Source organism: Achromobacter deleyi, assembly GCF_013116765.2.
GTDB classification, from domain to species: Bacteria; Pseudomonadota; Gammaproteobacteria; order Burkholderiales; family Burkholderiaceae_B; genus Achromobacter; species Achromobacter deleyi_A.
In genome coordinates this window covers 316431-337735 of record NZ_CP074375.1, presented here as the reverse complement: position 1 = coordinate 337735, position 21305 = coordinate 316431, and the positions used below count along the sequence as shown (strand labels likewise).

Annotated in this window: 21 protein-coding genes, 4 tRNA genes and 1 pseudogene; 6 read left to right on the top strand and 20 right to left on the bottom strand. The window is 64.6% G+C overall.

Features of this window, described 5'->3' with window-relative positions; translation table 11 throughout:
* Positions 1–885, bottom strand: coding sequence for a LysR family transcriptional regulator (locus HLG70_RS01560; RefSeq protein WP_171665649.1), 885 nt, complete (start codon positions 883–885; stop codon positions 1–3).
* 132 nt (positions 886–1017) lie between these two features.
* Between HLG70_RS01560 and HLG70_RS01555 the strand changes: the two genes are divergently transcribed.
* The gene (locus tag HLG70_RS01555; protein WP_171665651.1) at positions 1018–1614 is read left to right on the top strand and encodes a short chain dehydrogenase; all 597 of its coding nucleotides are present in this window, start codon (positions 1018–1020) and stop codon (positions 1612–1614) included.
* A 157-nt stretch (positions 1615–1771) separates the two neighbouring features.
* On the opposite strand, the gene HLG70_RS01550 is transcribed toward HLG70_RS01555, so the two are convergent.
* Positions 1772–1848, bottom strand: a tRNA-Arg gene (locus HLG70_RS01550).
* A 187-nt stretch (positions 1849–2035) separates the two neighbouring features.
* Between HLG70_RS01550 and HLG70_RS01545 the strand changes: the two genes are divergently transcribed.
* Positions 2036–2254, top strand: a complete 219-nt coding sequence (locus HLG70_RS01545; RefSeq protein WP_171665653.1) for a DUF3079 domain-containing protein — start codon at positions 2036–2038, stop codon at positions 2252–2254.
* 42 nt (positions 2255–2296) lie between these two features.
* On the opposite strand, the pseudogene HLG70_RS29445 reads toward HLG70_RS01545, so the two are convergent.
* From HLG70_RS29445 to HLG70_RS01525, 4 genes and pseudogenes are all read right to left on the bottom strand, one after another.
* Positions 2297–2614 (bottom strand): annotated as a pseudogene (locus HLG70_RS29445) (alpha/beta fold hydrolase); the annotation flags it as partial.
* A gap of 10 nt (positions 2615–2624) precedes the next feature.
* Positions 2625–2996: a hypothetical protein gene (locus HLG70_RS01535; RefSeq protein ID WP_171665655.1), complete on the bottom strand. Its 372-nt coding sequence runs from the start codon at positions 2994–2996 to the stop codon at positions 2625–2627.
* 212 nt (positions 2997–3208) lie between these two features.
* Positions 3209–3285, bottom strand: a tRNA-Arg gene (locus tag HLG70_RS01530).
* A 113-nt stretch (positions 3286–3398) separates the two neighbouring features.
* Positions 3399–3475 (bottom strand) — tRNA-Arg (locus HLG70_RS01525).
* 218 nt (positions 3476–3693) lie between these two features.
* On the opposite strand from HLG70_RS01525, the gene acpA reads away from it, so the two are divergent.
* A complete protein-coding gene (gene acpA, locus HLG70_RS01520) occupies positions 3694–5430 on the top strand; it encodes an acid phosphatase (protein WP_171665657.1) in 1737 nt (578 codons plus the stop codon).
* A gap of 105 nt (positions 5431–5535) precedes the next feature.
* Here the strand turns inward: acpA and HLG70_RS01515 are convergent, their stop codons facing one another.
* From HLG70_RS01515 to HLG70_RS01480, 8 genes are all read right to left on the bottom strand, one after another.
* Entirely contained in the window at positions 5536–6057 is a 522-nt protein-coding gene (locus HLG70_RS01515; RefSeq protein ID WP_171665659.1) for a DUF2199 domain-containing protein, read from the bottom strand.
* A 106-nt stretch (positions 6058–6163) separates the two neighbouring features.
* Entirely contained in the window at positions 6164–6661 is a 498-nt protein-coding gene (locus HLG70_RS01510; protein ID WP_171665661.1) for an ureidoglycolate lyase, read from the bottom strand.
* Complete coding sequence (locus HLG70_RS01505; protein ID WP_171665663.1) at positions 6661–7395, bottom strand: ABC transporter ATP-binding protein; 735 nt, start codon at positions 7393–7395, stop codon at positions 6661–6663. The genes HLG70_RS01510 and HLG70_RS01505 overlap by 1 nt, the downstream gene beginning before the upstream one ends.
* Positions 7385–8125, bottom strand: coding sequence for an ABC transporter ATP-binding protein (locus HLG70_RS01500; RefSeq protein ID WP_171665665.1), 741 nt, complete (start codon positions 8123–8125; stop codon positions 7385–7387). The genes HLG70_RS01505 and HLG70_RS01500 overlap by 11 nt, the downstream gene beginning before the upstream one ends.
* Positions 8125–9096, bottom strand: a complete 972-nt coding sequence (locus HLG70_RS01495; protein WP_171665667.1) for a branched-chain amino acid ABC transporter permease — start codon at positions 9094–9096, stop codon at positions 8125–8127. The genes HLG70_RS01500 and HLG70_RS01495 overlap by 1 nt, the downstream gene beginning before the upstream one ends.
* Positions 9097–9098: 2 nt before the next feature.
* Complete coding sequence (locus HLG70_RS01490) at positions 9099–9989, bottom strand: branched-chain amino acid ABC transporter permease (protein WP_171665669.1); 891 nt, start codon at positions 9987–9989, stop codon at positions 9099–9101.
* 67 nt (positions 9990–10056) lie between these two features.
* Positions 10057–11274, bottom strand: a complete 1218-nt coding sequence (locus HLG70_RS01485) for an ABC transporter substrate-binding protein (RefSeq protein WP_171665670.1) — start codon at positions 11272–11274, stop codon at positions 10057–10059.
* A 108-nt stretch (positions 11275–11382) separates the two neighbouring features.
* Positions 11383–12930, bottom strand: coding sequence for an amidase (locus HLG70_RS01480; protein WP_171665672.1), 1548 nt, complete (start codon positions 12928–12930; stop codon positions 11383–11385).
* A 232-nt stretch (positions 12931–13162) separates the two neighbouring features.
* Here HLG70_RS01480 and HLG70_RS01475 point away from each other — a divergent pair, with 232 nt between their 5' ends.
* From HLG70_RS01475 to HLG70_RS01465, 3 genes are all read left to right on the top strand, one after another.
* Positions 13163–13852, top strand: a complete 690-nt coding sequence (locus tag HLG70_RS01475; RefSeq protein WP_171665674.1) for a FadR/GntR family transcriptional regulator — start codon at positions 13163–13165, stop codon at positions 13850–13852.
* 213 nt (positions 13853–14065) lie between these two features.
* Complete coding sequence (locus tag HLG70_RS01470) at positions 14066–14827, top strand: hypothetical protein (protein ID WP_171665676.1); 762 nt, start codon at positions 14066–14068, stop codon at positions 14825–14827.
* Entirely contained in the window at positions 14824–15228 is a 405-nt protein-coding gene (locus tag HLG70_RS01465; protein WP_171665678.1) for a hypothetical protein, read from the top strand. The genes HLG70_RS01470 and HLG70_RS01465 overlap by 4 nt, the downstream gene beginning before the upstream one ends.
* A gap of 107 nt (positions 15229–15335) precedes the next feature.
* Here the strand turns inward: HLG70_RS01465 and HLG70_RS01460 are convergent.
* The 6 genes from HLG70_RS01460 to cysS all read right to left on the bottom strand — a co-directional run bounded on the left by HLG70_RS01460 (position 15336) and on the right by cysS (position 21164).
* A tRNA-Ser gene (locus HLG70_RS01460) sits at positions 15336–15428 on the bottom strand.
* Positions 15429–15516: 88 nt separating this feature from the next.
* Positions 15517–16782, bottom strand: coding sequence for an aspartate kinase (locus tag HLG70_RS01455; RefSeq protein WP_171665680.1), 1266 nt, complete (start codon positions 16780–16782; stop codon positions 15517–15519).
* Positions 16783–16912: 130 nt separating this feature from the next.
* Positions 16913–17887, bottom strand: coding sequence for a tRNA lysidine(34) synthetase TilS (tilS, locus tag HLG70_RS01450; protein WP_419144802.1), 975 nt, complete (start codon positions 17885–17887; stop codon positions 16913–16915).
* 155 nt (positions 17888–18042) lie between these two features.
* Complete coding sequence (locus tag HLG70_RS01445; RefSeq protein WP_006225512.1) at positions 18043–19008, bottom strand: acetyl-CoA carboxylase carboxyltransferase subunit alpha; 966 nt, start codon at positions 19006–19008, stop codon at positions 18043–18045.
* Between the two features lie 36 nt (positions 19009–19044).
* Positions 19045–19689: a DNA-3-methyladenine glycosylase family protein gene (locus HLG70_RS01440; protein ID WP_171665684.1), complete on the bottom strand. Its 645-nt coding sequence runs from the start codon at positions 19687–19689 to the stop codon at positions 19045–19047.
* Between the two features lie 20 nt (positions 19690–19709).
* Positions 19710–21164: a cysteine--tRNA ligase gene (gene cysS, locus HLG70_RS01435; RefSeq protein ID WP_171665686.1), complete on the bottom strand. Its 1455-nt coding sequence runs from the start codon at positions 21162–21164 to the stop codon at positions 19710–19712.
* Between the last annotated feature and the right edge of the window lie 141 nt (positions 21165–21305).

Sequence of the window (21305 nt, the reverse complement as noted above, 5' to 3'; positions counted from 1 at the left end):
CTACCGCGTGAAGCGCGCCACCACGAAGTCCACGAAAGTCGTGAGCTTGGGCAAGGCCTGCCTGTCCTTCGGATACAACAGCGTGATCGGCCTGGCCACGGGCCAATACGGCTGCAGTATCGGAATCAGGCGGCCTGCGCGCACATCCTCGGCCAGCAACAGTTCCGGCTGCAGCACGATGCCGAAGCCGGCCAGCGCCGCCTGCCTTAGCGCCTGCCCATTGTTCGACACGAAGCGGCCCGTGGGATAGCCCATTTCCGCGCCTTCGTCCGTGCCCAGGCGCCAGCCGGTACGACGGCTCCAATGCGAGAAATCCAGGCATTGATGCCTGGCGAGGTCGCCCGGGGACGCTGGCGTACCGTAGCGTTCCAGATAGGCAGGTGCCGCGCAGATGATCATCTGGTACAGCCCTATCCTGCGCGCCACCAGCCCCGAATCCGCTGGCTCGCCGATGCGCAGGGCCAGGTCGAATCGCGACGCGACCACATCTTCCACGGTATCGCTCAGCGCCAGCTCCACGCTGACGTCGGGATAGATCGACAGGTAGTCGGCAATCACCGGCGTCAGCGCGAACGATCCGAACGACACCGACGACGTAATGCGCAGATGCCCGCGTGGAGCCGAGCGCAGCGCCTCGGCGCCCTGTTCCGCGTCGCGGATGTCCGCCAGGATGGTCTTGCAGCGCGCAAAGTAGGCTTGCCCCGCCTCGGTCAGGCTTTGCCGCCGCGTGGTGCGGTTCATCAGCCGCAGGCCCAGCCGCGCCTCCAGCCCCTTGATGTGCTTGGCCACCATGGCTGGAGACATATCGTGCCTGGCCGCCGCCGCCGTGAGGCTGCCAAGCTCCACGACCGCCACAAAGACTTCCATGCTGAGCAGGCGGTCCATGAATTGCGCACTCCGAGTGTGAACTGATCCCACTATTCTAGGATTTTTCCGGCGAAATCCGGCGGGCAGAATGCATTCATGCGCTGGCGGCTTGCCAGCGCGCCCCCAAACCGGCACGACTCGGAGTCCCTTATGAAAATCATCCTCATCGGCGCCAGCGGCACCATCGGCAGCGCGGTCGCCCAAGAACTCGGCCAACGCCATGAAATCATCGCCGCAGGCAAGACCCGCGGCCAATATCAGGTGGACGTGACCCGCAGCGACAGCATTCGCGAACTGTTCAAACACGTGGGCAAGGTCGACGCCATCGTGTCCACCACCGGCAGCCTGCACTTCGGTCCCTTGAACGAAATGACGGCCGAACAATTCAAGATCGGCCTGCACGACAAGCTGCTCGGCCAGGTGGACCTGGCGCTCATCGGCCAGCATTACGTCAACGCCGGCGGCTCCATCACGCTGACCAGCGGCATCCTCAGCGACGAGCCCATCCGCTACGGCGCCAACGCATCCGCGGTGAACGCCGCCATCGATGGTTTCGTGCGCGGCGCCGCGGTGGAGCTGCAAGGCATCCGCATCAACGCCGTGAGTCCCACGGTCCTGCAGGAATCGCTGGGCAGCTACGGCCCCTACTTCCCCGGTTTCGAAGCAGCGCCCGCCAGCCGCGTGGCCCTGGCCTACAGCCGCAGCGTGGAAGGCGCGCAGACCGGGCGCGTATTCCGGGTCTGGTAGTGCGGGTCTGGTAGTGCGGGCCTGGTAGTGCGGGCCTGGCGGACAGGCCTGGCAGGATGGGTCTGGCAAGACAAAAGAAAAGCGGCCTGATGGAAAACCATCAAGCCGCTTTTTTTCCTGCTGAAACCACGCGGTGTTTGCGTGATCTCGAATAAGTTGGTGCGCCCGGCAGGATTCGAACCTACGACCCCCTGGTTCGTAGCCAGGTACTCTATCCAGCTGAGCTACGGGCGCCCCGAAAGAGGCGTGTTTATAACACGAAAGAATCTCGCCATGCAAATCGGGAGGGAAATTCTCTGCAACCACCCGCAGCGCCAGCCCAGCGTTTGCGCCATGTCAATGATGGGCGCGCGCATCGCGCAGTACGCTCGATACAGAGGCTTGACGCTACACATTGCATACTGACTGAGCAGGCACAAGCATGGCCAAGAAGTTTCCCCTACACCCCAAACACCCCGAGCGCATCTGCTGGGGCTGTGATCGCTATTGCCCCACGGACTCGATGGCCTGCGGCAACGGATCCGGGCGCACCATGCATCCCGCGGAATCACTGGGCGACGATTGGTACCTGGTTGGAGACTGGGGGTTCGAAGACGCCGAGGAAAAGCCTGCTCCCCAGCCCCTGGACATCAGCCAATAGCGGGCTGGGCATGCGCACTTGCGGGCGCGCCTGAACCCAGCAGTACGATATGCCGCCGCAAGGAACCGGAGCAACAGCCACCATCGCGCGCACCCGTTCGGGCGCAAACGTAGCGATCCGCTCCATGGCCATGCCGCCCATTGAATGGCCAATCATGCTGAAAGTCTGGAATCCGAGTTCATCGGCAAGCGCTAGCGCATCGGTGGCGATCTCGTCGATCGTGTATGCGCCGCGCACATCGCGCATGCTGCCGTAGCCTCGATAGTTCATGAACAGGTAGCTGAAGGCTTCGCGAGACAACCTGGGTTCCGGCCTACTGCAGCGTGTACGGTGTTTCCGGTCCGCCGAACAGCGTGACAAGACGAGCTCTTCAGGGCTCTCCTTGTGCGGAAATCTCGCTACGAATACGCGAATTCTCGGCCGCTCTACGAGATTTGCGCCACAGGACGAACGCACGCAAGCCGAGCGCGGCCGGCACGACCAGGAGTGCAAGCCACCCCGCAATCTCCGCGGCCCATCCGAAACGTTCTGGCCAGGCAATGAACTCTGGCGAGCCGTTGTCGTCGTACCAGGGATCAGCCGAGATCATCGCCAGTGCGAGGACGTAGCAAAGAGCCAGCGCCAGAACGACCGTGGCTTTAAGGGATGAGGCCGCCATCAGCGAGCGCGCCTTCCACGCACTCACCAGCCAGATTGCCAGGACGGCGAGAAATACAAGAGGGAAGAGAAAAAAGAAGAACATCTACGTTGCCCCCCCGTCCGCCCTTTGCGTGACGCTCGCAGACCCCTACTGCACGGTATTGGCATCGAGGGCATCAGACTACGCCTCGGCCCTTGCCATATATGGGCCGGATGCTATCAGAACGGCCGCGCAAAACAAAAAGGCCTTCGATTCAAGATCAAAGGCCTTTTCATTTTCTTTGCTGTGTACCCGAAGTCCGAGGACTTGGGTTTTGGTGCGCCCGGCAGGATTCGAACCTACGACCCCCTGGTTCGTAGCCAGGTACTCTATCCAGCTGAGCTACGGGCGCTCCGGCAAAGAGGCAAAATTATATCAGAATAATTAAGCCGTATTCACTACTCTTACTTCACTTTTTTCAGTTCCCCGTGCAAACCGAAAAACTTCGGCATGCGCGAAAAAACTTGGTGCGCCCGGCAGGATTCGAACCTACGACCCCCTGGTTCGTAGCCAGGTACTCTATCCAGCTGAGCTACGGGCGCGTCAAAAAGCAAGCCTTGAATAATAGCGTTGTTTCTAAAAACGTGCAAGTCGGCGGGCACGCGACATGGCGTGTACAGCTTCCCGACAGCGGATGGTCATACCGATAGAACCTTGCCTCTTTAGCCTAGCGGCCGTTACCAATGCCGGCTGTCATCCGGCGATCCCGTGACGCAATGACAGTGCGCCACGCCATCCGCAAGCTCAAGAGTCCCATTCCATGTCTGACAAAGAAAAAAGCACTGGAGAACCGTCCCAGGAATCCACGGGCGCGACGCCGCCCGTGCGCGCCACCCGCCGCGGTTTTCTCACCGGCATCGCCGCCCTGGGCGCCAGCGCGGCGGCCATGGGCGCGCTGTCCGGCTGCTCAAGCGACGACGACGATGACACCCCTGCCGCGCCCGCACCGGCGCCCGACCCCACCCCGGCGCCGGCTCCGGACCCGACCAAGCAGCTGCGCGAGAACGTCAAGACGCTGGTGGTGATCTTTGCCGAGAACCGCAGCTTCAACAACCTCTTCGCCAACTTCCCCGGCGTGGAGAAGCCTTTGTCCGCGCTGACACCGGCCGACTACACGCAGACCGACCGCGACGGCACGCCGCTGCCGGTATTGCCGCCCGTCTGGAACGGAATGGTGCCCACGTCGCAGCAGGCCAACCACATCACCTATCAGGTGGATCAGGCCGCCGCCTACATGAACAACCTGCCCAACGCGCCATTCCCGCTGCAGGGCCCGCAAGGCGAGCCCTTGCCGCAAGGCGTCGTCACGCGCGACCTCTGGCATGTGTTCTATCAGAACCAGATGCAGATCAACGGCGGCAAGAACGACCGGTTCGTCGCATGGGCGGACTCGGGCGCGCTCGTCATGGGTCATTACAGCGACTCCGCCTACAACCTGCGCCTGTGGAAGCTGGCCCAGGAATTCGTGCTGTGCGACAACTTCTTCCAGGGCGCGTTCGGCGGCTCGTTCCTGAACCACCAGTACCTGGTGGCGGGACGCCCGCCTTTCTATCCCGATGCGGCGGACTCGGTCGCCAAGACGCAGATTGCGCAACTGCAAAGCTCGGATCCCGCCGACCCGCGCCTTGCGCCCAAACCCGCGTCGCCGGCCAGCGCGCTTACCGGCATCCCGCAGTTCGGCGCCAGCGCGCTGACGCCCGACGGCTATGGCGTCAACACCATGGCCCCGCCCTACTGGCCGTCATTCAGCCGCGATGCGACCGATCCGACGCTGGCGGACGCGAGCAGCCCGCAAACCATGGTGCCGCAATCGCACAACAACATCGGCGACCTGATGAGCGCCAAGGGACTGGACTGGGCCTGGTACGCCGGCGGCTGGCAGGCCGCCGTGGACTCGACCGCGAGCACGGGCTTTCCGTCCTCGCCCAACTTCCAGGCGCATCACCAGCCCTTCAACTATTTCAAGAGCACCGCGCCCGGCACCCCGGCGCGCGCGGCGCACGTGCGCGACGGCGGCCTGGGCGACCTGAGCTCCACCAACAAATTCCTGGCCGACGCCGAAGCCGGCACCCTGCCCCCGCTGACGTTCTACAAGCCGCAAGGAAACCTGAACATGCATGCGGGCTACGCTGACGTGGACTCGGGCGACCGGCACATCGCGCACATCATCGACAGCCTGCGCAAAAGCAAGCAGTGGGACAACATGGTGGTGGTGATCACCGTCGACGAAAACGGCGGCTGGTGGGACCACGTGGCGCCGCCGCAAGGCGACCGCTGGGGCCCGGGAACCCGCATCCCGGCGGTGATCGTCTCGCCCTTCGCCAAGAAGGGCACCGTGGACCACACGATCTACGACACAGGCTCGATCCTGCGCCTGGCGACGCGGCTCTTCGACCTGCCCATGCTGGAAGGCCTGAAGGCGCGCGATGACGCAATGACCGCGCGCGGCCAGGCCGCGATGGGCGACCTGACCAATGCCTTGACGTTCAGCGCCTGAGGCCGCGGACCGGCGGCGGGAATATCCAGGACATTGCCCGCCGCCGGACCGCAAGTACAGCGCCGGCGACAGCCGCGTGGCGGCGCTGTCGCTCGACGTGCACTGCTATCCCGGTTGCGCGCTGCCTGCCCCATGCACCAGCAGCGCGTAGATTTCCGCCACGCGGTCTATCGTGATGCCGTCGCGCTGCTCGACCGCCAGCGGATGGCTGGTCGGCTCCAGCTCGATGGCCGGCCGGATGCCATCGTCCCTGAGATGAACGTGGGTCTTCAATCCCATCGTGTCCGGATAGGGGTCGAGACGCGTTGTGAGCCAGCCGAACAAGGGCGGCGTCCGCGAACGCTGCGGCTCGTCGGACATCCGCACCCAGGTGGTGTAGCTTTCCAGGCTGAGCGACACCCACACGCCCCACACGAACGGCTCCGGATGCCCTTGAATGGGCAGCTCGATGCAGCCACGCACGTAGAAAGACTGCTCGTCGATCACGCAGTCGTCACTGCCCAGGTCGCAGCGCTGCTCGCGCTCATCTGGCGCAACGGCGTAATAGGTTTCGGGTGCGTTGGCGCCGAAGCTCGGCAGTCCGTGATGAACCTCATTGCATGAGGCGCATTTAAAAGAAAAGTCCATGAGTCGGGCAAAAGCGGCGTTGGAAGAACCTGGCCCGCCGCATGCCGTGGCGGGAAAGGCGTCATTCTATCCGCCACGCGCGGCCAGCTGGCCGGTTGCGTCCCGGTCAACGCGCGTCGATCAGCAACGTGCCAGGCGGCACATCGACCAGCTCGCAATCCACGTCGGCGCCCCGCCGCTCCAGCACCACGAAATCCCCCGCGGCCAAGGCCAGCAAAGGATGGTGCCAGACATCGGGCGCTAGCGTGATGCCGCAACTGCCATCGGCCAGGAACGCCTTCAGGGTGGACGCTTCGGGCGCGGTGGCGCCCAGGGCCACCAGCACCACGAAAGGCGTGCCCATCATCGGCACGAAAGTCTGGCTGCCCAGCCGGTGGCGCTCCATCACCTTGGGCGCGAACGGCAGGCTGCCGGGAGTGGCGCGAAAGACGCTGAGCGAGGGGCGGCCGCCCTGGCGCAGGATGTCGGGTTCCGGCATTTCCACGCGCAACGTGGTGCCGGCGTTGATCTCGCGGCCGTCGCGCCCCGCGCTGGCAATGACGGTGCCATAGGGTGCGAAAGCCTCGGGGGTCAGCGCGGTCAGGTACAGCGTTCTGGACGGCATCAGAAGTTGATTCCCAGCCATTGGCGAACCTGCGCATGCAGATCGCCGGAAAAATCCCCCGGCGTACCGGAAGCGGTGATCTCTCCCAGGCTCAGCACGTAGATGCGATCGGACATCGCCACCACCCGGCGAACGTTATGGTCGACCAGCAGGATCCCCATGCCAGCGGCGGCAAAGGCGGTGATCCATTGGAACACCTCCGTGGCCACGCGCGGCGACAGGCCAATGCTTGGTTCGTCGATGAGGCAGACCTTGGGCTGCACCATGTAGGCCTTGGCAAACTCCAGCGACTTCTGCTGCCCGCCCGAAAGATTGCCGGCCTTGTCCTTGAGTTTTTCCTTGATCACCGGGAAACGCTGCAAGGTGTCGGCAAAGCGCTGTTCGATCACCGCGCCGAACTGCTTGCGGCGGCCCTCCAGCGGCAGGCGCAGGTTCTCTTCCACGGTCAGGTAGGGAAACAGGCTGGACTCCTGGGGGATATACCAAAGGCCGTCGTCGATCATGGTGTGCGGGGCCTTCCCCGAGATATCCTTGCCCGACCACGTGACCTTGCCCGTCTTCGGGCGAAGGAATCCGCAGATGGTCTTCATCAGCGTGGACTTGCCTGCGCCGTTCAGGCCGATCAGGCCGCTGATGTGGCCTGCGCTGACGGATAGCGACACATTGCGCAGCACGTCGATGTCGCCCATGTACCCGGCGGTGACGCTTTCCATGGCAAGCAACTCATGAGACATGCTCGTCCCCTTCCTGTCCCTGGTCGCCCAGATAGGCTTCGATAACCGCGGGCGCGCGCAGCACTTCGTGGGTCGGACCGTCGGCCAGCACCTTGCCGGCATTCATGCAGACCGAGCGTCTGCACAGGTCCACCACCACCGGCATGTCATGGCTGACCAGAATGAAGGTCTGCCCGCTCTTGTTCCGATTACGGATGAAGGCGCCCATGGTCTCCTTCATGACGGGATGAACGGCGGCAAAGGGCTCGTCCAGCAGCGCGATGCGGGGCGGGACCATGAAGCAGGCGCCGAACTCCAGGAGTTTCTTCTGCCCGCCCGACAATTGCCCCGCGTCCAGATGCATCACGGGCATGAGCTTGAGCTCTTCCAGCAACTCGACGGCGCGGTCCGTGGCGCGCGCTTCGGTCAGGCCCATGGCCATGCCGCATACCAGCAGGTTGTCGTAGGCGCTGACGCGGTTGAACACCCGTGTCATCTGGAACATCCGCAGCACGCCCAGGCGCGTGAGCTGGGTGGGGTTCAGGCCCAGCACGCTGCGACTATCGAGTTGCACGGAGCCCTTGTCGGCGCGCAGATGGCCCGACAGCACATTGAGGAGCGTGGTCTTGCCCGAGCCATTGGGGCCGATCAAGCCCAGAAGCTCACCCTCTTCAACATCCATGCCCGCGCCGTCCACGGCCCGCAGGCCGCCGAAGCGCTTTGAGATATCGCGGATCTGCAAGAGTTTCATCAGGCCTCCTTGGGCACGACCGCGCGGCGCCGCCCGACCGCCCGGCGAATCAAGCCCCACAGGCCTTCGCGGAAAAAGCGCGCGAAGACGATGACAAGAAGCGAAAACACGATCATCTGGATGTTGCCGACATCGCGCAGCAACTCCGAGGCCACATAGACGAGCACGGCGCCGATCAAGGGGCCGACCAGGGTTCCCATGCCGCCGATGACGACCATGGCAATGACCATGCCGGTCTGCGTCACGACTCCCAGTTCCGGGCTGACCAGTTGCGCGAACGTGCCATACAGGCCTCCCGCGAAACCGCAGATCGCGCAGCTGACCAGGAAGGCCAGGGTCTTGTAGCGCACCACGTCGATGCCGCGGCTGGCCGCGCCGATCTCATCGTCGCGGATGGCCTGCAGGAAGCGTCCGGTGCGTGAACGCAGCAGCAGAAAGATCCAGCCCATCACGGCGGTCAGGGCGACGACAAAGACGTAGTAGTAGCCTACCCGGCTGTCCATCAGCGAGGGCACGTTCAACCCCTGGTCGCCTCGCGTGAAGTCGATGGAGTTGTAGATGACCAGCCGCACGATTTCCGCAAAAGACAGGGTGGTCAGCGCCAGGTAGGGGCCGGACAGGCGCAGCACGACGCGGCCGAGTATCAGCCCGATCAGGCCGGGAATGATCGCCGCCAGCGGCAGTCCGATCCAGATCGGCACTTTCAGGTGAAAGGCGAGCAGCGCGGTGGTGTAGCCGCCCAGCATGGCAAAGGCCGCGGGCGCAAGGGAAAACTGCCCCGTATAGCCAGCCAGCAGATTCCAGCCGCAGGCCAGCATGGCGAAGTACATGCTGACGATCAGCACGCCCAGCCAATAGGGCGAGCTGACAACCAGGGGCAGCAAGGCCAGCACGGCCAGCGCCATCAGCGACAGGCGCATTTCCTGGCTCAGCTTGCTGCGCAGAAAATTGGGATGTTGCGGTGCGGACATGTTCATACCTCGCGTGCGCGCTCGCCGAACAACCCCTGAGGGCGGAACAGCAGGATGACCATCAGCAGCACCAGGCCAAACGTATCCCGATAGTCATACGACAGATAGACCGCTCCAAAACTCTCCAGCACGCCCAATGCCAGTGCCGCGACGATGCTGCCCGGTATCGAGCCCATGCCGCCGATCACCACGATGGCGTATGACTTCAGCGCCGGGAACGCGCCCACGTCGGGCGCGGGGTTGATCACCGGCGAGAGCAAGGCCCCCGCCAAAGCCGCCAGAACACCGGAGGCCATGAAGATGATGCTGCTGGCGCGCGCCGTGTCGATGCCGGCGATGGATGCGCCCAGCCGGTTCTGCGCCACGGCCTGGACCTGGCGCCCCCATAGCGAACGTTTGATGAACAGCGCGAGCCCCACCAGCAGGACGATGGCCAGGCCCGCGGTGATGAGCTTCTGGCCGCTGGTCATGAAGGGTCCGATGGACATGCGCGTGACGTCGGACAGCGACGGCCCCCGCATCGGATAAGGGCCGACCACCTTGTCCACCAGGTTGATCAGCAGCAGAGACAGGCCGAACGTGACCACGACTGCATACTCATCCTTCATCAGCCCCCACGAGCCGTAGCCGGCGTAGAGCGGACGCATCAGCCAGCGTTCGGTCGCCCAGCCCAGCACCGCGCCGGCCAGCGCGGCGACCGGCAGCGCCAGCCAGGGGGGCACCCCAAGGGCCAGCGAAACCAGGGTGTAGGTATAAGCGCCGATCATGTAGAACTCGCCGTGGGCGAAGTTCACGATTTTCAGGATGCCGAAGATCATCGTGAGACCGACGGCCATTAGCGCATAGAACAGGCCGATGATCAGGCCGTTTACGAACAGGTCCAGAGCGAGCAATCGAATCTCCCTCGCCGCCCCGGGCCAGGCCCGGAGACGGCGCAGATACCTTGCCAGGCATGGCCGGTTACTTGGCCGGTTTGACTACCTTGTCGATCTGCAGGGGCTGGCCCGACGCCTGGATCAGCGTGGTCTTGCTCAGCGGCTGGTTGATCTCGGTCATCTGATAGGTGACATAGGGGATGTCCACCCACTGCTGGAACTTGTAGCCGGGCTCCTGCGAGAAGCTGAACTTGCCGCGCCCGCCTTCGAACTCCATCCCTTGCAGGGTCTTGATGATGGCGGCGCTGTCCGTGGACTTGGCTTGTTCGATCGCGCGGGCGATCAGCAAGACGGAATCGGCGGCCTGGAAGATCAGGCGGTTGGGTTCGTTCCTGGCCTGCTTTTCGTAGATCTGTCCGACTTCCTTGCCCAGAGCGGGCATGGGCATCTGCGGGTGATACAGACCAAAGCCGAGCATATATTGGCCCGCTTCCTTCACGTTCTGCCAGAAGTCGGGATAGTCCGCGATACCCGCGCCGTCATAGAACCAGGTCTTGGCGCTGGGCGCCACGCCTTGCTCATAGATCTGGTTCATCAGGATGTAGGCCGCGGGCGGCAGCATGATGTTGACCAGGAGATCGGGCGGATTGGCGCGCAGCGGCAGCACGGCGGGCGTGAAGTCCTTGCCGGCGCGATCCAGCGAGACGTACTTGTATTGGATCTGCGGGGCGGCCTTTTTCAGGAACTCGCCCAACAGCTTGGCCTGGCCTATGCCGTAATCGGTGTTCTCTGCAAACGCCACCACGCTCTTGGCCTTCAACCCGGCAATGGTGTCGGCCATGGCGGCCGACACGCGCGTGTTGTAGTTCACCGGATTGAAGACCTCCGGATAGCCTTTGATCCGCACGTCATCGGACCAGCAGTTCGAATTTATATAGGGCACCTTGTAGCGGTGCGCCACTTCGATTTCCGCCAGGCAGACCGAGCTTTGATGCCCCCCTGTCACGGCCACGACCTTGTCGCGCGAAATCAGCTTCTCGGTGGCGGCCCGGCCCTTTTCGGGGATGCCCTGGTTGTCCTCGTACACAATCTTCAACGGCCGGCCCAGCACCCCGCCCTTGTCGTTGATCATCTTCGTGACAATCTCCACGCCATCCTTGATCTGGGTGCCTTGCACCACCGATCCGGGCGGCGATTGAGCGATGCTCACGCCGATCAGGATGGGATCGGCCGCCAGCGCGGCAGTGCCGGCGACGGTCAGAGTGACTGCGGATACGGCTGCGGCAAGTCGAAGCAGTTTCATCGTGGAATCCTCTTTCCGGGTGCGGCGGTGGCATGGAATGGAACGGCTATTTTTAATCCTGTACTACCGGTCTGACCAGTTGGGGTTAACCAGAGTTGGGGCCTGCCTTCAGGCGGCCAGCAATGCCTCCAGCCGCGCCGCTGAATCCAGCACGCGCCAATCGTCGCCCCGCTTGCCCGCCAGCTGAATGCCCACGGGCAGTCCGTTGTCGCCCAGGCCGCAAGGCAAGGTGATGGCAGGCATGCCCGTCAGATTGAAGGGCATCGTCAAACCCGTCATGGCCGTATGCAGCGGCACCTCCCGCCCGCTCAGCGTCACGGCGCCCGAGCCCGAGCGCGGAGGCGCGATGCGCAGTGTCGGCGTGACGAGCAGATCCACCGACCGGAAGGCGGCGTCCAGCGTGGCAGTCAATGCGGCGCGGGCCCGCTGGGCGCGTACATACCAGGTGGCCGGAATGAACTGGCCAAGCTCCAGCCGTACGCGCACATCCGGCCCGAGCGTGTCGGGCGCCGTCGAGAGGCGCTGCCAATGCAGGTCGGTGGCCTCGCTGCACAGCGTGACAAACTGCAGCGCGGCGCTGTGCTCCATGCCGGGCAGGTCCACCGGCACCAGTTGCGCGCCATCCGCCTGCATGCGCGCCATGGCGGCGCGCACCAGCCGCGCCACATCTTCGGCAAGCGGATCAAAGAAGTAATGGCCAGGCACTCCAATGCGCACGCCAGCCAGCGGGGCCGCATGGGCGCCGCGGGCCGCCTGCCCCGCCATCACCGAGAACCCCAGCGCGACATCCGCCACGCTTGCGGCGATCGGGCCCAGATGATCCAGACTGGCCCCCAGCGTCTGGGCCCCCTCGCGCGAAATGGCGTCAAACGTGGGCTTGAATCCGACCACACCGCAGCAGGACGCCGGGATGCGGATGGACCCCGCCGTGTCGGTGCCCACGGCCAGCCTGACGATGCCGGCGCCCACGGCGGCGGCGGATCCGCCACTGGATCCGCCGGCCGTATGGCCCGCCCCCCGGGGATTGCCGACCCAGCCAAAATGCGGATTCTCGCTGGTGATTCCATAGGCGAGCTCATGCAGGTTCGTCGTGCCTATCACCAGCGCCCCTGCCGCCCGCAGCCGGCTGACCACGCAAGCATCGCGCAGCCCCGCAGGCTGGGCAGGCGCGCCGGTGCCATTGGTCTGCGCAAATCCGGCAACGGCCATCAGGTCCTTGACGGCCACCGGCACCCCCATCAAGGGCAGGTCCACGCCATCGGCCAAGGCATCCGCAACGGCGGCGCCCGCGGCATCCAGGGTGGCGTCGTCGCTCAGCGAGATGAAGGCGTTCAGGCCTTCATGCTGCACGGCCTGGGCCAGGGCATGCCGGGCGGCGCTGCTGGTTTGCGCGGGCGCCGCGCGGTTGGCGCGCGCCAGGGCGGCAATGCCCTGCGCGTCTTCCGGTACGCCTATATCCCGGGTCTCCAGCGGCGTCGCGGGTGGCGCGAGATAGCCCAGATCAGGCCCCTCGGGCAAATCCTGGAACGCTCGCAGTTCTGGAAGATTGACTTCCAGACGGTCGAGCCAGGCTTGCTTGCGGTCCGTAAACGGGTATCCGCCAAGACGGGCCATGCCGTCCACGGCCTGAGAGAATTTTTCTAGGAGATCGGACATTGAAGGATGGCCTTGGGCGCGGGATCGACGCCCGGTAGTCAAGCACGCGGAGGTCCCGGCGACGCTGGCGCGAAGCGAAGCATCGCCCTGCCAGCAAGCAACTGGTCAGACCGGTTTGGTGTCATAATGCCCATGCGAAAATCGCTTGTCAACGCGGCCGTACGATGTGCGCCGGACGTGGGGACCAAAGGATCAACCCCCTGCTGCCGGGCGATTGCTTAGAGGAACCGCAATGAATACCGTTGAACACATCGCCCAGCAACTGCAAGCCCGCATCCGCCAGGCCGAATGGGCCCAGGCCGGCAAATTGCCCGGCCAGCGCCAATTGGCCGAGTCGCTGGGCGTGAGCCGCGCCTCGCTGCGCGAAGCGATCACGATGCTGGAAGGCCTGGGGCTGCTGCGCAGCGAAGCCGGGCGCGGCGTGTTCATCGCCAACCCCGGCGAGAAGGGCTTGGGCAGCGCTTATGGGCGCTGGCGCTTTCAGGGACGCTATGCGTTGCGCGACGTCTACCTGGTCCGCAACGAACTCGAGGAACTCGCGGCCGCGCTGGCCGCCAGCGTGGTGACACAGGCCGGCTTGGCGCGCCTGCAGGCCACCATAGACCAGATGGACAACGCCGCATCCGCCGGCGACCTGGTCACCATGTCCGAAGGCGATCGCGCCTTCCATGCCTGCATCTTCGAGATCGCGGGAAGCCCGATGCTGCTGGACATCGCCGAGAGCATCGACGACGTCGTCGACGGCAGCCGCCAGGTGGCATTCGCCGATCCGGCGCGGGTGCGCGAACCCATCCGCGAACACGCCGTCATCATCGAAGCCCTGGCCACCGGCTCGGCGCAGGCCGCGCGGCAAGCAATGCGCGCGCATATCTGCAACGTGGCGGATCGGGCTGGTTTGGCGTTGAGCATTCCTGGGGTTTGAGGCGGTCAAGGCTGCCGGGCTATCCCCTTCCTCTCGCAGGCCTGAATGTGGAGCAGCGCTGCCGAAACGTCTGGCTCAGCAATGGTTGCCGGACGCGCCCCCGTTTTTTGATCCTATTCCTGCGATAACTGCCAGTGGCGCTCCCAGGCCCCCAAGCTGGGTGAGCTGCCCGAAGCTACACTTCTCCCGTGAATTCCCCATCGGGTCCCGACCTTGCCGCAACCACAACTGCGTACCAATGACCTCATTGATGCAATGAACGCGCTTGCGGAGCAAAGCGTCCATTATGTCAATCGGCTGTCCTTCGAAGCTGCGACGATTCGTCGCCAGATTGAGGCGGTGACGGCCATTGACGCCGCGCAGGGCTGGGCCTTGCATGGGATGTGGTACGCCATGGTCGGAGACGAAGCATCCGCACGTACGGCCTTTCAATCCGCTCTTCAGCTGACAGACGATGAGGGTAGCCACGTCAACCTGTCGGGAAGCTTGGCCATACTCGGCCACTTTTCCGAGGCGCAAGCACAACTCGCCCCGTTTCTACGGGCCGAGGCCGGCTACCTCTACAAGAATTTGGAACGCGGTGCGCAGCTGGGCTTGTTCAACCTGATCGCCGATCAGCTCGCCACGCTGGAAGCGCGGAAAACTCGACCGCCCAAAGAATCAGCCATTTCCGGCGATGAAATCAAGACCGCATCGCTGATCTTGCGAGAAGCGGGGCTGACCGATGCTGCAGCCGGCACTCATCTTGATGCGATGGGAGAAGTCCTGCGCCGCCGCCGCATGCCAGTGCCCGGAATCAGCTATCAGGCCGTCAACGTACCCGAGACGTTTGTCGGCGTCACGATGCAAGCCCACATACCCACTGACGCGGCAACGGTCTTCGAGATGAACGTTGAGCTCGCCCAACTCATGCAGGACAAAGGCGTTCCGGTGCATGAGCGCTTTGTAGTGCTCTTCGGCGGCGCACTCCCATGAGCAGCACGTATCGGGAACTGCTCGACGCCGCGGTTTCGATAAGCGCGGCCGGAGAAACAGAGGGTCTGTATCGAGCAACCGCAAGTCGCGCCTACTACGCGGCTTATCACGCGGCACGGACCTATCACAACGGCCTTTCTTCGCCGGGCAGCCTGGCATATGCCCGAGGCGGGATGCACGAAGGCCTATATACACAGCTACGCACTCCGACCGTCGCGAATCCAAGAATCAAGGCCCAAAGCATCGCCCTCGGCAATCTCTTGATGGCGGCCTATGCGCTTCGCGTCCAAGCCGACTACATGCCCGAAAAGGGATTTCCGGCAATGGCCGGGATGGATGCGCTCGACAAGGCGAGAATGATCGTCGACGCCACGGAATCATCCACACCGTATCAGGCGTAGTCCCAAACTGAGAAGACGCCAAGGGACAGGCGCAAGCAACAAAAAACCCGCAGAGCAATTAGCTATGCGGGTCTTGAGGCAACCTTGGTTCACCGGTGCAGGTGTCTTGGCGGAGACGGTGGGATTCGAACCCACGATGCAGTTTTTAGCCACATACTCCCTTAGCAGGGGAGCCCCTTCAGCCTCTCGGGCACGTCTCCGAAAAGAGAACGAGATTCTAGCACGATTTTTTTAGCTCTTGCCCCGAATCGGGCCTTCAATCAAAAAAAATCGTGCCGGAGCCGTTTCTTAAACCTTGGTGGCGGGCGCCTGGTCCAGGCCGAAGGCCTTGTGCAGCGCGCGCACGCCCAGTTCCATGTACTTGTCGTCGATGATCACCGAGGTCTTGATCTCGCTGGTGCTGATCATCTGGATGTTGATGCCCTCTTGCGAGAGCGTCTGGAACATCAGGCTGGCGACGCCCACGTGCGAGCGCATGCCGATGCCGACGATGGAGACCTTGGCGACCTTCTCGTCGGTGGACAGCTCGCGCGCGCCCACGGCGGGGATGACTTCGCGCTTGAGCAGGTCCACGGCGCGCGCAAACTCATTGCGGTTCACGGTGAACGAGAAGTCGGTCGTGCCGGCCACGGACTGGTTCTGCACGATCATGTCGACGTCGATATTGGCGGCGGCGACAGGACCCAGGATGGAGAAGGCGATGCCGGGTTTATCCGGAACGGCCAGCAGGGTGATTTTGGCTTCGTCGCGGCTGAAGGCGATGCCGGAGACAACGGCGGCTTCCATTTTTTCGTCTTCCTCAAAAGTAATCAGCGTGCCCGAAACCATTTCTTCTTCGAGCGGGATAAGCGGGTCGGTCAGCGAGGACAGCACCCGGACCGGCACACGGTATTTGCCGGCGAATTCAACCGAGCGGATCTGCAGGACCTTGGAACCCAGCGACGCCATTTCCAGCATTTCCTCGAAGGAAACGACGGCCATGCGGCGCGCTTCGGGCACCACGCGCGGATCGGTCGTATAGACGCCGTCCACATCCGTGTAGATCAGGCACTCGTCGGCCTTGATGGCGGCCGCCACGGCCACGGCCGAGGTGTCGGAGCCGCCACGGCCCAGCGTCGTGATATGACCTTCAGGGTCGACGCCCTGGAAGCCCGTCACGATGACCACGCGGCCGGCGTCCAGATCGGCGCGGATACGCGCGTCGTCGATGGACGTGATGCGGGCTTTCGTGAACGACGAATCGGTGCGCACAGGCACTTGCCAACCGGCATAGCTGCGCGCGGGCACGCCCTCGGCCTGCAAGGCAATGGCCAGGAGGCCGCTGCTGGCTTGCTCGCCGGTGGCGGCGATCATGTCGAGTTCGCGGCTGTCGGGCTGGGGCGAAATCTCGCGCGCCAGACCGAGCAGACGATTCGTTTCGCCCGCCATGGCGGACGGAACAATAACAACCTGGTGGCCGGCGGCGTGCCACTTCGCGACGCGACGCGCCACGTTTCTGATGCGCTCGACCGAGCCCATCGAAGTACCGCCATATTTGTGAACGATCAGGGACATCTCGTACTCTGGCTGGAGACCCGCCGCAAGTGTTGACGGGCAAAACCATATATTCTAGCGCGACGGTAAAAATTTGCGCAGTTTGCACAAATTTATGTCCATCCAGCGGCAAGCAGCCGCTTGTGGGGGCTCAATGCCTGGGTTCCACCCAGACCCTGCCCCGATGACACCGGATGACGTGGCCGGCCTGCTCGACCCGCAGCTGGCGGTCGTGGCCCAGGCTGTGCAGGCCGCGCAGCTGCCGCAGCAGATCCGCCATGCGCGCGTCCGTCGGCATGCGGGCGCCATTGCTTTCCAGCCAATACCGCAGGACCTGCGCCTGGCGGGCGGGCGACAGTCCGCGCCACGCCTGCAGCGAAAAGCTGGCGCCGTCGGGGCTGGGCTCCAGCGCGGCGAAGTCTTCGCGCGCCACTTCATCCAGGATCTCGGCGGCCTGCGCCATGTGCCGCGCATGCCGGGCAACGATGCCGCGCCAGCCCGGCCATCGCGCATCCAGCGCCGGCGCCAGCAGCTCGCGCAGCGCGGCGCGGGTGTAGCGGGGATCCGCGTTGGTGGGGTCCTGCACGGCGCGCCAGCCGCAAGCGGCCTCGACCGCGTCCGCCGCCCGCAGGATGGTTGCTCGGTCCTGCTCCAGCCAGGGACGCAGATAGACGACGCCATCGCGTCGCGAGCTCGGCGCCATGGCCGCCATGCCGGCCAGGCCGGTGCCGCGCAGCAAGCGCAGCAGCACGGTTTCCGCCTGGTCGTTGCGGTGATGGGCCAGCAACACATGGCCGATCCCCTGTTCACGCGCCAGTTGCGCCAGGGCCGCATAGCGCGCGTCGCGGGCGGCGGCCTCGATGCCCTTGCCGGCGGCTTGCTCGACCTGGACGCGCGCCTCCAACACAGGCAGGGACAGCTTGTCGCCCAGCGCCCTCGCCTGCAGCGCCCATGCGTCGGCATCGGCCTGCAGGCCGTGGTGCACATGGAACAGCGCCACGCCGATGCCCAGCGGCACCGCCACGGCGGCCGCATGCACGGCCAGCATGGCCGAGTCCGCGCCGCCGCTGAACGCCACGGCAACGCGCCCTGGACGCTCGGGCAGGGCCAGGAGCGCCTGGCGCAAGGCTGCGGCAAGCTCGGCGGAAACCGGGAGGGATGGGTGCCCGACGCCCGCCTGGGCCCGATGCGTGGATTCGGGCGCCGGGGCGTCGGTCATGGGGGGATTGCGCGTGGCGCGTCGGCCGCGGCGCCGGCTGCACGCCGGCGCCCGTGCCCGCTTTACGCGCGCACTTCCTGGTAGGCGCCGTAGGACAGCAGGCGCTGGACGCGCTGTTCCACGAGCTGTTCGGGCGTCATGCCCTGAAGCTGGCGCAGGGCGTCGCCCAGCGCGCGGCGCAGCAGGCGCGCCATGACGCGGGGGTCGCGGTGGGCGCCGCCCACCGGTTCGTTGACGACGCGGTCCACCAGGCCCAGGTCCTTCAGGCGCGGGGCGATGATGGCCAGCGCCTCGGCGGCGTCGGGGGCCTTGTCGGCGCTGCGCCACAGGATGGATGCGCAACCTTCGGGCGAAATCACGGCGTAGGTGGCGTACTGCAGCATCAGCACTGCGTTGCCCACGGCGATGGCCAGGGCGCCGCCCGAGCCGCCTTCGCCGATGATCGTGCAGATCACGGGTACCTTCAGTTCGGCCATGGCGTACAGATTGTGGCCGATGGCTTCGGACTGGCCGCGCTCTTCGGCGCCGATGCCGGGGTAGGCGCCCGGGGTGTCCACGAAAGTGAACACGGGGATGCCGAACTTCTCGGCCAGGCGCATCAGGCGCAGGGCCTTGCGATAGCCTTCGGGACGCGGCATGCCGAAATTGCGGGCGGCGCGTTCCTTGGTGTCGCGCCCCTTCTGGTGGCCGATCACCATGCAGGGCGTGCCGTTGAAGCGCGCCAGGCCGCCAATGATGGACTGGTCGTCGGCGTACATGCGGTCGCCGTGCAGTTCATGAAAGTCGGTGAACATTTCGCGCACGTAGTCCAGCGTGTACGGACGCTGGGGGTGGCGGGCGACAAGCGCCGTTTGCCAGGGAGTGAGCTTGGCGTAGATCTCCTTGGCCAGGGTCTGGCTCTTCTGCTGCAGACGTCCGATTTCGTCGGAGATGTCTACCGCGGAATCGGCCTGCACGTAGCGCAGCTGCTCGATCTTGTTCTCAAGCTCGGCGAGCGGCTGTTCAAATTCCAGAAATGTATTGCGCATGTAGTGTGGTTCCGTAGATGGGCTGCCTGGGGTGCATCAGTATTGAACCGGCGTCGGTTCCAGACTGCGCCACAAATACCAGGTTGCCACGGTACGCCAGGGTTGCCACGCCAACGAGACTTCGCGAGCCTCGAAGCGAGAGACAGGCTCGCCGCTGAAATAGTGTAGCGAGATTGCCTTGAGCAACCCCAGATCATCCAGCGGCAGGACATCAGGCCGCTGTAGATTGAAAATCAAAAACATCTCCGCCGTCCAGCGCCCAATGCCCCGGATGGCGACCAATTCAGAAATGACGGCCTCGTCGTCCATGGCCGCCCACTTCTCGGGATGGACCCGTCGCTCGCCGAAATGCACGGCAAGATCCAGCACGTATTCGGCCTTGCGTTGAGACAGTCCGGCCTTGCGCAGGCCTTCCACGCCCACGCGCAGCACGGCGACGGGCGTGGGGCGCTTGCCCACGGCGTCGATGAACTTGGTCCAGACGGCATCTGCCGCCTTGGAGGAAATCTGTTGCCCGATGATCGCGCGCGCCAGCGTCACGAACGGCGTGCCGCGCGAGGTCAGCCAGACCTCGGGGTGCTGGGGGATGATCTTCTTCAGGATGCGGTCGCGCCGCATCAGATGGGCTACGGCGGCTTCCCAATACTCAGGCTTGGGAATCTCGAGGTCGGCGGTGGACATGTCGGGCGTATCCTGGGGGTTCAAGCCCGACGCCATTGCGTCAGACCACCCGGCTTGTCGTCCAGCTCGATGCCGGCATCGCGCAATTCGGCACGGATGCGGTCGGCCTCGGCGAAATTGCGGGCAGCCTTGGCTGCGGCGCGCGCGTCGATCAGGGACTGGATGGCCTCGGCGTCCAGCGTGCTGCGCTCGCCCTGCTCCATCGCGGCCGCGGAATAGCGGGTGGACGACTGGAAGTAGGCAGCGGGCTCCTGCTGCAGCAGGCCCAGCAGGGCCGCCAGGGCCTTCATCTGCCCGGCGCTGCGCGCGCTCTTGGTCCGGTTGGCCTCCGAGGCCAGTTCGAACAGGGCCGCCACGGCGCCCGAGCTGTTGAAATCGTCGTCCATGGCCGCCTTGAAGGCCTGGGCCTGCGGCTCGTTCCAGTCGATGCCCTGGCCGTCGGCCGGCACGTTCTGCAAGGCCTGGTACAGGCGGTCCAGCGCGTTCTGCGCGTCGACCAGGTTGTCCGGCGTGTAGTTCTGCGGGCTGCGGTAGTGGTTGCGCACAATGAAGAAGCGCACCATTTCCGCTTCGCGCGGGTTCACCGGGTATTGGGACTGGTCCGCCGCCGGATCATTCTGCGCGACGGTCTGGCGGATGGTGCGGAAATTGCCCAGGGACTTGGACATCTTGTCCGAATCCACCATGAGCGGGCCGCAATGCATCCAGATATTGGCCAGGACGCCGCCGAAGGCGCCTTCGGTCTGGGCGATCTCGTTCTCGTGGTGCGGGAATTTCAGGTCCGGGCCGCCGCCGTGGATGTCCAGCGGCAGTCCCAGCAGGGACTTGCTCATGGCCGAGCACTCGATGTGCCAGCCCGGACGGCCCATGCCGTAGGGGGATTCCCACTTGGTGTCGGCGGGCTCCTCGGCCTTGGCGGACTTCCACAATACGAAATCCAGCGGGTCGCGCTTGGCCGACCCCACCGCCACGCGTTCGCCGGCGCGCAGGTCGTCCAGCGTCTTGCCGGACAGCTTGCCGTAGCCGGCAAAGCCGCGCACGGCGTAGTTCACGTCGCCGTCGTCGGCCTGGTAGGCCAGGCCGTTCTGTTCCAGCTTGCCGATGATGTCCAGCATTTCGCCCACATACTGCGTGGCGCGCGGCTCGCGGTCCGGGGTCTCGACGCCCAGGGCGCGCTCGTCGGCGTGCATGGCGTCGATGTAGAACTCGGTGACCTCGCCGATGCGGCGGCCGGTCTCGACGGCGCGGCGGATGATCTTGTCGTCGATATCCGTGATGTTGCGCACGTAGTCGACGGTCAGCCCGCTGGCGCGCAGCCAGCGCTGCACGACGTCGAACGACACCAGCATGCGGGCGTGCCCGAGATGGCAGAAGTCATAGACGGTCATGCCGCACACGTACATGCGCACCTGGCCGGCCTGGGCCGGTTTGAACGGTTCTTTGGTACGCGATAACGTGTTGTAGATTTGCAGCATGGCGCTATAGGCTTCGTCTAAATTTTCCGTGGCGGTTGCGGAAAGTTGCTGTCGACGGACGATACCGTCAAAGCGTGCCGCCCCATTCGCGCTTTCAGGCGCAGCCGAAAGTGTCTGGCCCCGAAGTTGTCTTCGCCTATC

Excerpts from the sequence above, each read along its gene's own strand:
- HLG70_RS01560 (WP_171665649.1), bottom strand. The coding sequence starts at position 885 with ATGGACCGCCTGCTCAGCATGGAAGTCTTTGTGGCGGTCGTGGAGCTT.
- HLG70_RS01555 (WP_171665651.1), top strand. The coding sequence starts at position 1,018 with ATGAAAATCATCCTCATCGGCGCCAGCGGCACCATCGGCAGCGCGGTC.
- HLG70_RS01545 (WP_171665653.1), top strand. The coding sequence starts at position 2,036 with ATGGCCAAGAAGTTTCCCCTACACCCCAAACACCCCGAGCGCATCTGC.
- HLG70_RS01535 (WP_171665655.1), bottom strand. The coding sequence starts at position 2,996 with ATGTTCTTCTTTTTTCTCTTCCCTCTTGTATTTCTCGCCGTCCTGGCA.
- acpA (WP_171665657.1), top strand. The coding sequence starts at position 3,694 with ATGTCTGACAAAGAAAAAAGCACTGGAGAACCGTCCCAGGAATCCACG.
- HLG70_RS01515 (WP_171665659.1), bottom strand. The coding sequence starts at position 6,057 with ATGGACTTTTCTTTTAAATGCGCCTCATGCAATGAGGTTCATCACGGA.
- HLG70_RS01510 (WP_171665661.1), bottom strand. The coding sequence starts at position 6,661 with ATGCCGTCCAGAACGCTGTACCTGACCGCGCTGACCCCCGAGGCTTTC.
- HLG70_RS01505 (WP_171665663.1), bottom strand. The coding sequence starts at position 7,395 with ATGTCTCATGAGTTGCTTGCCATGGAAAGCGTCACCGCCGGGTACATG.
- HLG70_RS01500 (WP_171665665.1), bottom strand. The coding sequence starts at position 8,125 with ATGAAACTCTTGCAGATCCGCGATATCTCAAAGCGCTTCGGCGGCCTG.
- HLG70_RS01495 (WP_171665667.1), bottom strand. The coding sequence starts at position 9,096 with ATGTCCGCACCGCAACATCCCAATTTTCTGCGCAGCAAGCTGAGCCAG.
- HLG70_RS01485 (WP_171665670.1), bottom strand. The coding sequence starts at position 11,274 with ATGAAACTGCTTCGACTTGCCGCAGCCGTATCCGCAGTCACTCTGACC.
- HLG70_RS01480 (WP_171665672.1), bottom strand. The coding sequence starts at position 12,930 with ATGTCCGATCTCCTAGAAAAATTCTCTCAGGCCGTGGACGGCATGGCC.
- HLG70_RS01475 (WP_171665674.1), top strand. The coding sequence starts at position 13,163 with ATGAATACCGTTGAACACATCGCCCAGCAACTGCAAGCCCGCATCCGC.
- HLG70_RS01465 (WP_171665678.1), top strand. The coding sequence starts at position 14,824 with ATGAGCAGCACGTATCGGGAACTGCTCGACGCCGCGGTTTCGATAAGC.
- HLG70_RS01455 (WP_171665680.1), bottom strand. The coding sequence starts at position 16,782 with ATGTCCCTGATCGTTCACAAATATGGCGGTACTTCGATGGGCTCGGTC.
- HLG70_RS01445 (WP_006225512.1), bottom strand. The coding sequence starts at position 19,008 with ATGCGCAATACATTTCTGGAATTTGAACAGCCGCTCGCCGAGCTTGAG.
- HLG70_RS01440 (WP_171665684.1), bottom strand. The coding sequence starts at position 19,689 with ATGTCCACCGCCGACCTCGAGATTCCCAAGCCTGAGTATTGGGAAGCC.
- cysS (WP_171665686.1), bottom strand. The coding sequence starts at position 21,164 with ATGCTGCAAATCTACAACACGTTATCGCGTACCAAAGAACCGTTCAAA.